At 63.7% G+C, this 13,282-nt stretch carries 14 protein-coding genes; 6 read left to right on the top strand and 8 right to left on the bottom strand.

Annotated elements, in window-relative coordinates; translation table 11 throughout:
- Positions 1-52: 52 nt before the first annotated feature.
- Positions 53-622, bottom strand: coding sequence for a nucleotide exchange factor GrpE (gene grpE / locus AB433_RS08520; protein WP_047820690.1), 570 nt, complete (start codon positions 620-622; stop codon positions 53-55).
- Between the two features lie 18 nt (positions 623-640).
- On the bottom strand, positions 641-1,723 hold the full coding sequence (gene hrcA / locus AB433_RS08515) for a heat-inducible transcriptional repressor HrcA (protein ID WP_047820689.1): 1,083 nt from the start codon (positions 1,721-1,723) through the stop codon (positions 641-643).
- A 94-nt stretch (positions 1,724-1,817) separates the two neighbouring features.
- On the opposite strand from hrcA, the gene rph reads away from it, so the two are divergent.
- Positions 1,818-2,531: a ribonuclease PH gene (gene rph / locus AB433_RS08510; RefSeq protein ID WP_047820688.1), complete on the top strand. Its 714-nt coding sequence runs from the start codon at positions 1,818-1,820 to the stop codon at positions 2,529-2,531.
- Complete coding sequence (gene rdgB / locus AB433_RS08505) at positions 2,528-3,163, top strand: RdgB/HAM1 family non-canonical purine NTP pyrophosphatase (RefSeq protein WP_047820687.1); 636 nt, start codon at positions 2,528-2,530, stop codon at positions 3,161-3,163. The genes rph and rdgB overlap by 4 nt, the downstream gene beginning before the upstream one ends.
- On the opposite strand, the gene AB433_RS08500 is transcribed toward rdgB, so the two are convergent.
- Positions 3,160-3,711 carry a CAP domain-containing protein gene (locus AB433_RS08500; protein WP_082134845.1) on the bottom strand — a complete coding sequence of 184 codons (552 nt, stop codon included), beginning with the start codon at positions 3,709-3,711 and terminating at the stop codon, positions 3,160-3,162. The genes rdgB and AB433_RS08500 overlap by 4 nt on opposite strands.
- A gap of 46 nt (positions 3,712-3,757) precedes the next feature.
- Here AB433_RS08500 and hemW point away from each other — a divergent pair, with 46 nt between their 5' ends.
- Both hemW and AB433_RS08490 read left to right on the top strand, forming a co-directional pair.
- Complete coding sequence (hemW, locus tag AB433_RS08495) at positions 3,758-4,912, top strand: radical SAM family heme chaperone HemW (RefSeq protein ID WP_047820686.1); 1,155 nt, start codon at positions 3,758-3,760, stop codon at positions 4,910-4,912.
- Positions 4,909-5,826, top strand: a complete 918-nt coding sequence (locus AB433_RS08490) for a tyrosine recombinase XerC (protein WP_082134844.1) — start codon at positions 4,909-4,911, stop codon at positions 5,824-5,826. The genes hemW and AB433_RS08490 overlap by 4 nt, the downstream gene beginning before the upstream one ends.
- Here AB433_RS08490 and AB433_RS08485 read toward each other — a convergent pair whose 3' ends face one another.
- The 4 genes from AB433_RS08485 to rsmI all read right to left on the bottom strand — a co-directional run bounded on the left by AB433_RS08485 (position 5,827) and on the right by rsmI (position 8,742).
- Positions 5,827-6,447 carry a DedA family protein gene (locus AB433_RS08485; RefSeq protein WP_047820685.1) on the bottom strand — a complete coding sequence of 207 codons (621 nt, stop codon included), beginning with the start codon at positions 6,445-6,447 and terminating at the stop codon, positions 5,827-5,829.
- Between the two features lie 65 nt (positions 6,448-6,512).
- Positions 6,513-7,511, bottom strand: coding sequence for a glutathione synthase (gene gshB / locus AB433_RS08480; protein ID WP_281177795.1), 999 nt, complete (start codon positions 7,509-7,511; stop codon positions 6,513-6,515).
- A 14-nt stretch (positions 7,512-7,525) separates the two neighbouring features.
- Positions 7,526-7,888 (bottom strand): YraN family protein, encoded by a 363-nt coding sequence (locus tag AB433_RS08475; RefSeq protein ID WP_281177794.1) that lies wholly within the window; start codon positions 7,886-7,888, stop codon positions 7,526-7,528.
- Positions 7,885-8,742, bottom strand: a complete 858-nt coding sequence (rsmI, locus tag AB433_RS08470) for a 16S rRNA (cytidine(1402)-2'-O)-methyltransferase (RefSeq protein WP_047820684.1) — start codon at positions 8,740-8,742, stop codon at positions 7,885-7,887. The genes AB433_RS08475 and rsmI overlap by 4 nt, the downstream gene beginning before the upstream one ends.
- Positions 8,743-8,781: 39 nt before the next feature.
- Between rsmI and AB433_RS08465 the strand changes: the two genes are divergently transcribed.
- The gene (locus AB433_RS08465) at positions 8,782-9,945 is read left to right on the top strand and encodes a penicillin-binding protein activator (protein WP_082134843.1); all 1,164 of its coding nucleotides are present in this window, start codon (positions 8,782-8,784) and stop codon (positions 9,943-9,945) included.
- A 75-nt stretch (positions 9,946-10,020) separates the two neighbouring features.
- Positions 10,021-12,030, top strand: coding sequence for a DNA topoisomerase IV subunit B (parE, locus tag AB433_RS08460; RefSeq protein ID WP_047820683.1), 2,010 nt, complete (start codon positions 10,021-10,023; stop codon positions 12,028-12,030).
- On the opposite strand, the gene AB433_RS08455 is transcribed toward parE, so the two are convergent.
- On the bottom strand, positions 12,027-13,187 hold the full coding sequence (locus AB433_RS08455) for a glycosyltransferase family 87 protein (RefSeq protein WP_047820682.1): 1,161 nt from the start codon (positions 13,185-13,187) through the stop codon (positions 12,027-12,029). The genes parE and AB433_RS08455 overlap by 4 nt on opposite strands.
- Positions 13,188-13,282: the final 95 nt, after the last annotated feature.

Here is a 13,282-nt window from a genome sequence, read left to right as displayed (position 1 = left end):
ACTTACGGAGCGCGAGACACGAAGTTCCGGGAATGCAGAGACTTTTTTTGTATCAGCCGGGCTTTTTCGCCACGCCGACCATCGCCGGACGCAGCAGGCGATCTTTGATCATATAACCCGACTGCATTTCCTGCACGACGGTGCCCGGCTCGGCTTCGTCTGACGGAATTTCGACCATCGCCTGATGCTGGTTCGGGTCCAACGGCATACCGATCGCGGCGATGCGAGTGATGCCGTGCTGACCAAAGACCTTGTCGATTTCGCGCGCGGTTGCCTCGATCCCGGCGATCAGGCCCTTCAGCTTCTCGTCCTCGCGCAGGTCTTCCGGTACGGCCTGAAGCGCGCGGGTCAGGTTGTCGTGCACCGACAGGATATCGCGGGCAAACCCGGTTGCGGCATAGGCGCGCGCGTCCGACACGTCCTTTTCCATCCGGCGACGCACGTTTTGCGTCTCTGCACGGGCATAAAGCACCTGCTGCTTCGCCTCGGCCAGTTCCTCTTCCAGCGCGGCCAGACGATCGCCCTCACCCGTGTCGTCGGTTTCGTCGCCGTCGATCATGTCCTCGGGCACGCCCTTCAATTCCTGTTCGACCGCTTCGTCGCGGGTCTTGTCGTCGCTCATGACCTAATGAAATTCCTGTCAATTCTGTCCGGGTATACGCCCGAGGCCCCGTGCGGGGTTGATCCCAAGGCTGCGCCCCAAACTCTGTGCGGTGAAATCCACCATGGGGACGAGACGCGCGTAATTCAACCGAGTCGGCCCGATAACGCCCACCACGCCGATGACCCGTCCGTCCCTGTCGCGATAGGGCGAGGCGATGACGGAAGAGCCGGAAAGCGAGAACAGCTTGTTCTCCGATCCGATGAAGATACGGGCGCTCTCCGCCTCTCTTGCTGAGGCAAGCACGGCGGCAACCTGTTCGGACCGCTCGATATCGTCGAGCAGCGAGCGTACCCGCTCGAGGTCCTCCACCGCGCTTTCGTCCAACAGGTTCGCCTGCCCGCGCACGATCAGCACCGGGCGGCGGGCCGCATCCTCGCTCCACACGGCCAGCCCGCGCTCCACCAGATCGCGCGCAGCGGCGTCGAGCGAGGCGCGCTCGCTGGCCAGTTCGCGCTTCACCAGCAGCGCCGCCTCGGCCAGCGTGCGTCCGGCCAGACGTGCGGATATGTAATTGCCCGCCTGTTCCAACGCGGAGGGATCGGTGCCCGGCGGCAGGTCGAGCACGCGGTTTTCCACCGCGCCATCCTCACCCACGAGCACCGCCAGCGCCCGCCCGTCGCCCAAGGGGACAAGGCTTAGCTGCGTGAGGCGCGGTTCGCGGGCGGGCACCATCACGACACCCGCGCAGGCCGAAAGGCTGGAGAGCAATGCGCTCGTCCGGCCCAGAGCATCCTCGATCGGACCGGGGCTGGCCAGTTCACGCTCTATCGCTGCGCGTTCAGCGGCGCTGGGTTCGGCAACCTGCATCATGCCGTCGACAAACAGCCGCAACCCCGTTTCAGTCGGCATCCGCCCCGCGCTGGTATGCGGCGCGGCCAGCAGGCCCAGACGCTCAAGATCGGCAAGGACCGAGCGAATCGAGGCTGGCGAGAGGTTCAGGCCTTCCCCTGCCAATGTCTTCGATCCCACCGGCTGGCCCGAATCCAGATAGCCCTCGACGACAAGACGGAAAATCTCTCGCGCGCGGTCTGTCATTTCGTTGAGCGGTGGGCTGGCCATGGATGCTTATTTAAGCCCTCCCCTTGCGGCCTCAAGCCCGATCGGCCTAACGCGGCGTGCATATCTGACGACATCACGAAGGAATCACCAGAAAATGCGCCCATCCGGCCGCGCCGCAGACGAAATGCGGGCCATCACTATCGAGACCGGCTTCACCAAGCACGCCGAGGGATCGTGCCTGATCAGCTTCGGCGACACCCGCGTGCTGTGCACCGCCAGCATCGAGGAACGCCTGCCGCCATGGCTGCGCGGGAAGGGCGAAGGCTGGGTCACGGGCGAATACTCGATGCTGCCTCGCGCTACGCACACGCGCGGTTCGCGCGAAGCGGCCAAGGGTAAGCAGTCGGGTCGGACGCAGGAAATTCAGCGCCTGATTGGTCGTTCGTTGCGTGCCGTCACCGACCTGAAGAAGCTGGGCGAACGGCAGATCACGCTCGACTGCGACGTGTTGCAGGCCGATGGCGGCACCCGCACCGCCTCGATCAGCGGCGCATGGGTTGCTCTACGCCTGGCCGTGCAGGGTTTGCTGGACAGCGGCGCGATCAAGGATGATCCGCTGACCCGGCGCGTCGCCGCCGTTTCTTGCGGCATCTTCAACGGCACGCCGGTGCTGGACCTCGACTATGCCGAGGATTCAAATGCCGATGCCGATGCAAACTTCGTCCTGATCGAAGGCGGTCAGATCGCAGAGGTTCAGGCAACCGCCGAAGGTGCGACCTATGATGAAGAAGGTCTGCTGCGCCTGCTCCGCCTCGCCCGCACCGGTTGCGACGAGATTTTCAAAGCGCAAGACGCAGCTGTAAAATGAGCGATTCACCCCGTCTCGGTTCCGGCAAGCTGGTCATCGCCACCCACAACGCGGGCAAGTTGAAGGAAATTTCGGCCCTGCTTGCGCCCTATGGCGTGGATTGCATCAGTGCAGGATCGCTGGGCCTGCCGGAACCCGCCGAGACGGGGACGACTTTCATCGAAAACGCGCTGATCAAGGCGCGGGCGGCGGCGCAGGCCTCGCAGATCGTCAGCCTTGCCGACGATTCCGGCCTGTCGGTCGTGGCCTTGGACGGGCGGCCCGGCGTTTATACCGCCGACTGGGCAGAACGGCAGTGGTTCGAAGGGCCCGCCGGGCGTGACTGGTACATGGCGATGGGCAAGGTCGAGGGGATGCTGGCCGAAAAGGGCCCTGAGACGCCCCGCGAAGCGTGGTTTTCCTGCGTTCTGGCCGTGGCATGGCCCGACGGGCGAGAGGCGGTTTACGAAGGCCGGGTCGACGGATCGCTGACCTGGCCGCCGCGTGGCACGATGGGTTTCGGCTACGACCCCGTCTTCGTGCCGCAGGGCCGCGATGCCACGTTTGCAGAGCTGCAACCGGAAGAGAAACACGCGATGAGCCACCGCGCTGATGCGTTCCGCAAGCTGGTGGCAGAGCAGTTCGGCGCCTAGAGCACCGGCCTTCCATAGACATTACCGGCGGGCCAGTACCGGCACACCAGCCAGTCGTTGCCGCCACCCGGCACTACGGCGCATCCGACTTCTGTCGTCTCGCGCCAGATTACTTGCGTGTAGTGGCCCACGTCGGCCCATTGGCCGGTCGTGCTGACCTGCGGGAAGTTGCCGCGTTTGAAGTGGCGCTTTTCGTCCACCATGCCTTCGATCATTTCCTCGGCAGAATAAAACCCGGCGCGGCCATGCCAAAGGTTCTCACCCGCACCGCCGCGTTCGGCGCGGCTGGCGTGAACCAATGAACGGCCTTTCGAAAGTTTTTGCGCATAATCGCGGGCCTGTGCGGCCAGTTTCGGGCTCCAGCGCAATTCGGGAACGCCGACGCGCCGGCGTTCTTCGTTATGCGATTCCAGCAGCCGGTCGGCAAAGCTGCCCTCGCCGATTTCCTCTACCCATTTCAGTTCGCGGGCCGAACCCGACCCGATCAAGCCTGCCGAAAGTGCGATGGTGCCGGCAATGCCCAGCACGATTTCCGTGACCCGTCCCATGCCCCCTTCTTGACATTGCCGGGTTAACAGGCGCTGAAATGGCGGCATGTCGCTTGCCCTTTATATCCACTGGCCGTTCTGCCTGAAGAAGTGCCCCTATTGCGACTTCAACAGCCATGTCCGCGACGGCGTGGACGTGGATGCGTGGCAGAGGGCGTTACTGGCGGACATGGCGTTCGAGGCGGAGGCTACCGGGCGGCGCGAGTTGGGCTCGATCTTTTTCGGTGGCGGAACGCCTTCGTTGATGCCGCCCGCTCTGGTTGCGGGACTGATCGAGCAGGCCGCGCGACATTGGGACTTTGCGCCCGATATCGAGATTACATTGGAGGCGAATCCGTCGAGCGTCGAAGCCGCGCGCTTTGCCGACCTTGCAACGGCCGGCGTGAACCGAACTTCACTCGGCTTGCAAAGTCTGGATGACAACGCACTGAAATTTCTTGGAAGGCTGCACGATGCTAGTGAGGGAATCGCGGCGCTGGACGTTGCGCAAAAGCACTTCGGCAGGGTAAGTATAGACCTCATCTATGCACGCCCCGGCCAGTCCGAGAGCGAGTGGCAAGATGAGCTGCGCCGCGCGCTGGCGTTCGGTACGGGGCACATTTCGCTCTACCAATTAACCATCGAACCGGGCACGCGCTTTGCCACCGATTTCCGGAAAGGCGCGTTCGAATTGCCCGAGGACGACCTGGCCAGCACGCTGTTCACGATGACCGGGGACATGACCCGCGCTGCCGGTCTGCCGCTTTATGAAATCAGCAATCATGCCCGACCCGGCGAGGAAAGCCGCCACAATCTGACCTACTGGCGATACGGTGACTATGCGGGGATCGGCCCCGGCGCGCATGGGCGGCGCTGCGGCACGGCGACGCAGCGTCATCGCAAGCCAGAGAACTACCTGTCCGCCGTGACCGAGCACGGACACGGCATGGTCGAGCAACGCCCCCTTCCCCGTGCGGAACAGGCCGCGGAGGCCTTGATGATGGGCCTGCGGCTTGCTGAGGGGGTCGATCCGGCTGCCCTCGCCCGACGGTTTGCGATTACCGTCCCCGAGCTGGTCGATGCCGACCGTATCGGGTTATACGAGCGACTTGGTTTCGTCACGAGGCACGACGGTCGCGTCGCTGTCACCGACAAGGGCATGATCGTCCTCGACAGCCTGATCGCCGACATCGTCTCGCCCAGCCTGATGGACGCCCCGTGAGCGAGGAGCCGGACTTTCGCGTCGAGCGCCTGATCGGCACGTGGCATCGGCACCTGACCCACGATTTGCGGCGTTCCGAGCACACCGTGCGGGCCTATACGACGACTGCCCGGCGCTTTCTGAGATTTGAAAACGTGGAGCCCGAATGGGGGCCGTTGGCCGATTGCGATCACCTGACGATGCGCCGCTACCTGGCGGATCGGCGCAAGGATGGTTTGACCAACGCCTCGACCGCGCGAGAATTGTCGGCTATCAAAACGTTTCTGAAGTTTGCGGCGCAACAGGCTGGCAAAAAACAGGAAAATGTACCGAGAATGCGCGGGCCGCGCGTCAAGAAAGGCATCCCCCGCGCGGTCACGCCGGATGATGCAATCGGCTTGGCCGATCTCGTCGCAGATGAGCCGCAAGAGCTATGGATCGGGGCTCGCGATCGGGCGGTTCTGCTGTTGCTCTACGGATCGGGCCTGCGCATTGCCGAGGCATTGTCACTCAACGGCGATGCCCTCCCGCTAGGCGACCGGCTGACCGTTACCGGCAAGGGATCGAAGCAGCGAACGGTTCCGCTTCTCCCCTTGGTCAAGCAGGCGATCGATGCCTACGTCGATGCCACGCCCTACACCCTGAACCCGCACCAGCCACTGTTTCGCGGGGCGCGCGGCGGTCGATTGTCGCAAGGGGTTCTCCAAAAGGCGGTGGTACGGGCGCGGCAGGCATTGGGACTGCCACCATCGGCGACGCCGCACGCCCTGCGTCATTCGTTTGCGACGCACCTTCTGGCCGCCGGGGCCGACTTGCGCAGTCTGCAGGAGTTGCTGGGCCATGCAAGCCTCGGTTCGACGCAGATCTACACCAAAGTCGACGCGGCAACGCTACTCGATGTCTATCGCAATGCCCACCCGCGAGAGGCGGAGTAGCTATTCGGCGGGGTCTTCCGCAGGCGTGCTGGGCCGCCACGTCATCACGCGCCAGGCGTACCAAACCGCACCCACGGCGATCATGCCGATCACGATATAGCCCAGCACTTCCTCAAAACCCGTGAACCAGCTGGCCAGCAGGGTTGCACTGCCGATCAGGGCCGCATTCCACACGGCGGACCCCAAGAACGTGAAAATCAGGAACCGCCCCGTACCCATGTGCGCCAAGCCGGCGGGCAGCGAGATGATCGTCCGCATCAGCGGCGAGAAACGCAGAAAGAACACGACCCACTGGCCGTGCTTGCGAAAGAATTGCGAACTGGCCTCAACATGGCTCCAGTCCATCGTCAGCCAGCGGCCATGCTTTTCGACAAAGGGGCGCAATCGTTCATACCCGAGCCGCTTGCCAAGGTAGAACCAAGCATAGTTGCCGACGGTAGCGCCCAATGTGCCCCACCAGAGCACCTGCCAGAAATCCATCCGACCGGCATGAACCGCCACGCCTGCCACGCCCATGATGACTTCGCTGGGGATCGGCGGGAATACGTTTTCCAGCGCCATAAGGAAGGCGATGCCAAGATAGCCGCCGCCTTCGATCAACTGGATGATGAAGTCGTTCATATTTGTCCCAACGGATCAACGAGCCGAAAGCTCCGCCTTTTGGCGCAAGGGCCGCGCCGTTTGCCTTATGTGGCGGCGCGTTCGGCGATTCGGCGCTCTATCGCGTTCCAGATCATGCCCGACGTGTCGGTGCCGTTGAAACGGTCTATCGCGACGATCCCGGTGGGGCTGGTGACGTTGATTTCGGTCAGCCACCTGCCGCCGATCACGTCGATGCCGACGAAGACGAGGCCCAGCTTTTTCAGTTCCGGCCCCATCGCGGCGCAGATTTCCTGTTCGGTCTCGGTCAGTTCAGTTGCCTCGGCGCTGCCGCCTTGGGCAAGGTTGGATCGGAACTCCCCCTCGCCCGGCAGGCGGTTGATCGCGCCCGCGACTTCGCCATCGACCAGCACGATGCGCTTGTCGCCCAACGAAACGTCGGGAAGGAACGGTTGGACCATGAAGGGTTCGGGCCAGGTCTGGTTGAAAATCTCTACCAGCGCGGACAGGTTCGATCCCTCTGCATCCACCTTGAACACCGCCTTGCCGCCATTGCCGTGCAACGGCTTCATCACGATGGCGCCCCCACTCCAATCACGATGTTCGCGCTGAAATTCGCGCACATCCTCGATCCGGCGGGTGATCAGCGTCGGCGGCATGAACCGAGCGAAATCGAGGACATAGACCTTTTCCGGCGCATCGCGGACGGAGACCGGATCGTTGATGACCAGCGTCTCGCCCTTGATCCGCTCCAGCAGCCAGGTGCCGGTCAGATAGCCGATATCGAACGGCGGATCCTGCCGCATCAGCACGACATCGACATCGCGGCCAAGGTCGATGGTGCGATGCTCGCCCATCGTAAAGTGGTCGCCCTCAACACGCTGCACCGTCACCGGCGCGGCCCATGCCGTGACGCGTCCGCCGCCCTGCCCGTCCGACTTCCATGCCAGCGTCCGCACATCGTAGTGGAACAGTTCGTACCCACGCGCCTGTGCCGACAGCATCAGGGCAAAGCTCGAATCCCCGGCGATGCCGATCGATTCCATCGGGTCCATCTGGACGGCGACGCGCAGGGGTGTTGTCACGGGGATAAGATCCTTCAGAATTGGCCGGCGTTCGCCAGATGGCGTGGCAATCGCCCCGGCGCAAGGAGCAGGACATCAATCCGCATGTCGTCGCCGTCGGTCAGGTAGTTGTGCGCCTCCGCCTCCGCAGCAGCGGATACCCGGGCGAGGCGGCGCGCATCGATGGCCAGATCGAGGTCCACCGCCTTTTGCCGCCACTTTACCTCTACGAAAATCACCATCGACCCGCGCCGGGCGATCAAGTCGATTTCGCCCGCCGGATTGCGCACGCGTTCGGCAAGGATGCGCCAGCCCTTGGCACGCAGATACATCGCTGCCGCAGCCTCGCCCTTGCGGCCCTGCTTCTCGGCACGGATGCGTTTGGGGGCGGCGGTCACTTCAGTTCCATCGCGCGAGCGTAGAGCGCCTTGCGGTCCAGCCCATGCGCCTTGGCCAACCTTGCTGCCGCCTGCGACGGCTTGTGATCGCCCAGTTCGGCGCGGAGTAGCGCATCGATGTCGAGATCGGCGGCCGGCTCCTCGCCCGGCGGCCCGATCATCAGCACGATCTCACCTTTCGGGGTATGCGCGGTGTAGTGATCGATCAGGTCTTGCGGCGACCCGGTACGACATTCCTCGAACTTCTTGGTCAATTCACGCGCCACCGCGACCTCTCGTCCCGGCAGCGCGGCGTTGATCGCACCCAACGCGCTGACCAGCCTCGGCGCAGTCTCATAGAACACCAGAGTCGCGCGCACCGCGCCCAGTTCCGCGAAGATATCTCCCCGCGCCTTGTCCTTCACCGGCAAGAAACCGCCAAACAGGAACCGGTCCGTCGGCAAGCCCGAAAGCGTCAGCGCCACGATCAGCGCGCTCGGCCCCGGCACGCTTACCACGGAGATGCCTCTCTCGCGCGCCTCTCGCACCAGTTTATAGCCTGGGTCGGAAATCAGCGGTGTGCCCGCGTCGGACACCAGCGCCACCGGCCGTTCCGCCGCCAGTGCCAGCAGGTGTTCGCGCGTCGCATCGCTAGCATGATCGTCATACCGAATCAGGCGTTTCTTCATTCCGGCGTGGTTCATCAGTTTGCCGGTAACGCGCGTGTCTTCACAGGCCACCGCTTCGCAGGCCCCCAATATCGCAATCGCGCGCGGGCTAAGGTCGCCGAGATTGCCAATCGGGGTCGCGACTATATAGAGGCCTGATTCAACTACGAGACGTGTAGACACGGAACTTTCAGGTGCGTCGGACATAGGGATGCAGATGCACGGGGTTTTCAGGGAGATGCAAGCATGATTACGCGGGTCAATGCCTCGCGCCGCCACACGGTCCGCGCTGGACTGGCCGGGATGACCGCGCTGTTGCTGGCCGGTTGCGCCGGAATGGTGCCGAAAAGCGAGGCTCCGCCTCCGCCTCAGCCCGACCAGCCGACCGCCGGGCAGTTGCCCTCTGGCGACGAGACGCGGCATCGCATCGCGCTGCTCGTGCCGCTGTCGGGCTCGAATTCGGGCGTGGGCCAGTCGCTGTCGAACGCGACGACGATGGCGCTGCTCGATACGAATACCTCGAACATTCGCATCACCACGTATGATACCGCCGCTGGTGCGCGGAATGCGGCGCAGCGCGCGATTGCGGACGGGAACCGCCTGATCCTCGGCCCGCTGCTGTCGGACAATCTTGATGCGGTGAAGTCGATTGCAGGCCCCGCGCGGGTGCCGATCATCAGCTTTTCGAACGACGAGCGCGCGGGTGGAGACGGCGTCTGGGTGATTGGGCAAGTGCCCGCTCAGTCCCTAGAACGGTCGATGAAATTCGCGGTCGGTCAGGGCATGACGACGTTCGGCGCGCTGGTGCCCAGCGGCGACTATGGCCGCGCGGCCAGCGATGCGATCATGGACACTGCCCGCGCTTCCGGGGCCAAGGTCATGGCCATCGAAAGTTATGACCGCGATGCGACCTCGCTTTCCAATGCGGTGAAGCGTCTGGCTGCCAAGGGCGATTATCAGGCGGTGATCATCGCCGACGGGTCGCGCATGGCGGTCCGTGCCGGGCCGCTGATCCGCGACGCCGAAAAGGCGGCGAAGATAATCGGCACTGAATTGTGGAGCGGCGACGAGCAGATTGCCCAGTCCTCCGCTCTGCGCGGCGCATGGTTCTCCGCGATCAGCGACGGACGCTTCAAGCGTTATTCCGACAGCTACAAGAGCCGGTTCGGCGCTTCGCCCTATCGCATTTCGACGCTGGGCTATGACGCGGTCCTGCTGACCATCAAGGTCGCGCGCGACTGGAAAGTCGGCGATCGCTTTCCGACCCGCCCGCTGGCCGACGCAGGCGGGTTCATCGGGCTCGACGGGGCATTCCGTTTCGACGAAGGCGTCGTGGAACGCGCTTTCGAGGTTCGCGAAGTCACTTCGGGCGGGGTCAAGGTCGTATCCCCCGCGCCGACCAAGTTCTGACAATCACGCCACCACTGGCGATAACTTACCCCGCGCGCTTGCTTCACAGGCGCGCGGGGCGTTAGCGTTCGCGTTATGTCCGACGATCTGTTCGAAAATGCACCCGCCGGTTCGGCAGAGGCCTATGACAGCTCTGCAATCGAGGTTCTCGAAGGGCTGGAGCCTGTTCGCCGCCGCCCCGGCATGTACATCGGCGGTACGGACGAACGCGCGCTGCACCACCTTGCCGCCGAAGTGCTCGACAACTCAATGGACGAGGCGGTTGCAGGCCACGCCAACCGGATCGAGGTAACGCTGGAGGCCGGGCCGGACGGCACCGCCGGCACGATTACAATCAGCGATAACGGTCGCGGCATGCCGATTGACGAGCATCCGAAGTATCCGGGCAAGTCGGCGCTGGAGGTCATTCTCACCACGCTGCATTCGGGCGGCAAGTTCAGCGGCAAGGCCTATGCCACCAGTGGCGGTTTGCATGGTGTCGGCGTTTCGGTCGTCAATGCGCTGTCGGTAAAGACCCGCGTGGAAGTTGCACGCAACAAGGAAGTCTACGCGCAGGAATTCTCGCAAGGCCTGCCGACGACGAAGCTGCAAAAGGTCGGCGCGGCGCCCAACCGGCGCGGCACCACGGTCAGCTTTACGCCCGACCCGGAAATTTTCGGGGCGCAGAAGTTCAAGCCGGCCCGCCTGTTTCGCCTCGCCCGGTCAAAGGCCTATCTGTTTGCGGGCGTCGAAATCCGCTGGAAATGTTCACCTGAGCTGGCCAGCGACGACGTTCCGGCAGAGGCTGTGTTCCAGTTCCCCGGCGGTCTGGCCGATCACCTGAAAGAACAGGTTGGCGCGCGCGAATGCGTGACCAGCGATTTCTTCGCCGGGTCGCAGGACTTTCCCGCGAACGAAGCCGGGCAACAGCAGGGCCGCGTCGAATGGGCGATCGCATGGCCGCTGTGGTCCGACGGATCGTATAGCTGGTACTGCAACACGATCCCCACGCCCGACGGCGGCACCCACGAACAGGGGTTGCGGGCCGCGCTGACCAAGGGGCTGCGCGCGTTCGGCGAACTGGTGAAGGAAAAGAAGGCCAAGGACATCACGCCCGACGACGTGGTGACCGGCAGCGAGATCATGCTCTCGCTCTTCATCCGCGACCCGCAGTTCCAGAGCCAGACGAAGGACCGCCTGACCAGCGCCGAGGCCGCGCGCCTTGTCGAAAACGCAGTTCGCGATCACTTCGACCACTTCCTCGCCGACAATATGGAGCGCGGGAAGGCGCTGCTCTGCTCCGTCATGGAGCGGATGGACGAACGCCTCCGCCGCAAGCAGGAGCGTGAGGTAAAGCGCAAGACCGCGACCAACGCCAAGAAACTACGCCTGCCCGGCAAGCTGACCGATTGCAGCGGCGAAGGGGATGGCGATACCGAACTGTTCATCGTCGAGGGCGACAGCGCAGGCGGCAGCGCCAAGCAGGCGCGCGACCGCAAGACGCAGGCGATCTTACCGATCCGCGGCAAGATCCTGAACGTCGCTTCGGCCAGCGCTGACAAGATTCGCGCCAACCAGGAAATCGCCGACCTGACGCTGGCGCTGGGCTGCGGCATTCGCAAGGATTGCGACCCGGAAAACCTGCGCTACGACCGCGTCATCATCATGACCGACGCCGATGTCGACGGCGCGCATATCGCGACCCTGTTGATGACGTTTTTCTTCCGCGAAATGCCGGAAATCGTGCGGCGCGGGCACCTCTACCTCGCCCAACCACCGCTCTATCGCCTGACCGCCGGGAAAGAGAGCCGCTATGCCCGCGACGACGCGCACCGCGCCGAGCTGGAGGCGACGGTATTCAAGGGAAAGAAGGTCGACGTGGGCCGGTTCAAGGGCCTTGGTGAAATGAACCCGCAGCAGCTGCGCGAAACGACGATGAGCCCCGAAAGTCGCAGCCTGATCCGCATCACCCTGCCGCAGGAATTCGAACAGCGGGCCAGCGTCGGTCGACTGGTCGACGAACTGATGGGCCGCAACCCGGAACACCGGTTCAACTTCATCCAGAACCGCGCCGCAGAGATCGACCGCGACCTGATCGACGCCTAGGCAGCGCGGGGCGGTACGCATTTTAGCAAGAACGCCAAGATCAGGGCCAATACAAACGGCATGATCGGCACCCCGACCTGCATCGCCAGCGGGCGGGCAATGATCGGCGCAACAAACGCAAGTGCGCAGCCCCAGCGTTCAAAGTCGCGAAATCCCGTCGCCGCGATCCACAGCAGCGGGAAGCCCAGCAAGAGCAGATCGTAATCGAGCGCGAATGGCGTCGCCAGCGCCGCCCCGGCCAGCACCAACGCCGCCAAGGCGTCGCTCCACCCGCGTCGCCAGCTTGCCCAAGCGATTGCCGCAATCACAGTGATGCTGGCAATGGCCTGCAACGCGAAGGCCACCCCATCGGACAGCCCGATCAACCTCGCCCCTGCAAAAACCGTTATCATCTTGGCGAAACCGATTTCGCCACTGGCCGTCGCATCCTGCGCCTTTGATGTCAGCGCGTGCCAATCGGCCCAGACCTCCGGCCCGAAAAGCACCGTGTTCACCAGTGCCAGCATGGCCGCGCTGAACACCGCCGCAGCAATGGTGCGCCAACTGCCGGTCAGCAACAACGCAACCGGGATCAGCAAGCCGAACTGCGGCTTGAACGTCGCGAGGCCCAGCATCAGCCCGGCAATTACCGGCTTGCGCGGTACGAGAAACAGGCCCGCCCCCAGCAGCGCGGCACTGAGGAAACTCGTCTGCCCATGCGTAATCGTCAGGAACACCGGCGAGAATGCCGCCAGCCACAGGGGCAGCGATAGCCGGAAGTCCAGTTCCTTCAACCAAACCCGCAATGCCGCGACATAGGCCGCGCCCGTTATGGCAAGCCACGCGGCAATCGATACGAAGTAAGGCGCAAGCCCAAGCGGCAGGCAGAAAATCAGGAACAACGGCGGATAGAAAAACGCCGGATAACCACCCGGCGCATCGAACACCGCACTCTGCACCGCGACATGCGCGGCGGCATCATAGGGTGCGGCTCCGGCGATCAGCATCTTGCCGGCTGCCCAGAAGCTGAGGAAATCGGTGCCTAGTATATGCCCGAACCGATCCACCCCGCCGCGCGAGGTCGCCAGCAGGAAAGCCAGCGACAGCAGGTTAAGCCCCGCCAGAATCCAGCCATAATGCCGAACCGACCTTGCATCGAGGCGGCTACCCGACCGCATTTCAGTGCAAATCCGGGCTACGATACCTGTCATGCGATCCCCTTCGCACGCGCAGCGAAACCGGTTGTCATCATGCTGGCCACGCCCTACCTCAA

It is taken from the genome of Croceicoccus naphthovorans, from assembly GCF_001028705.1.
GTDB lineage: Bacteria > Pseudomonadota > Alphaproteobacteria > Sphingomonadales > Sphingomonadaceae > Croceicoccus > Croceicoccus naphthovorans.
This window is presented reverse-complemented; position numbering and strand designations above follow the sequence as displayed.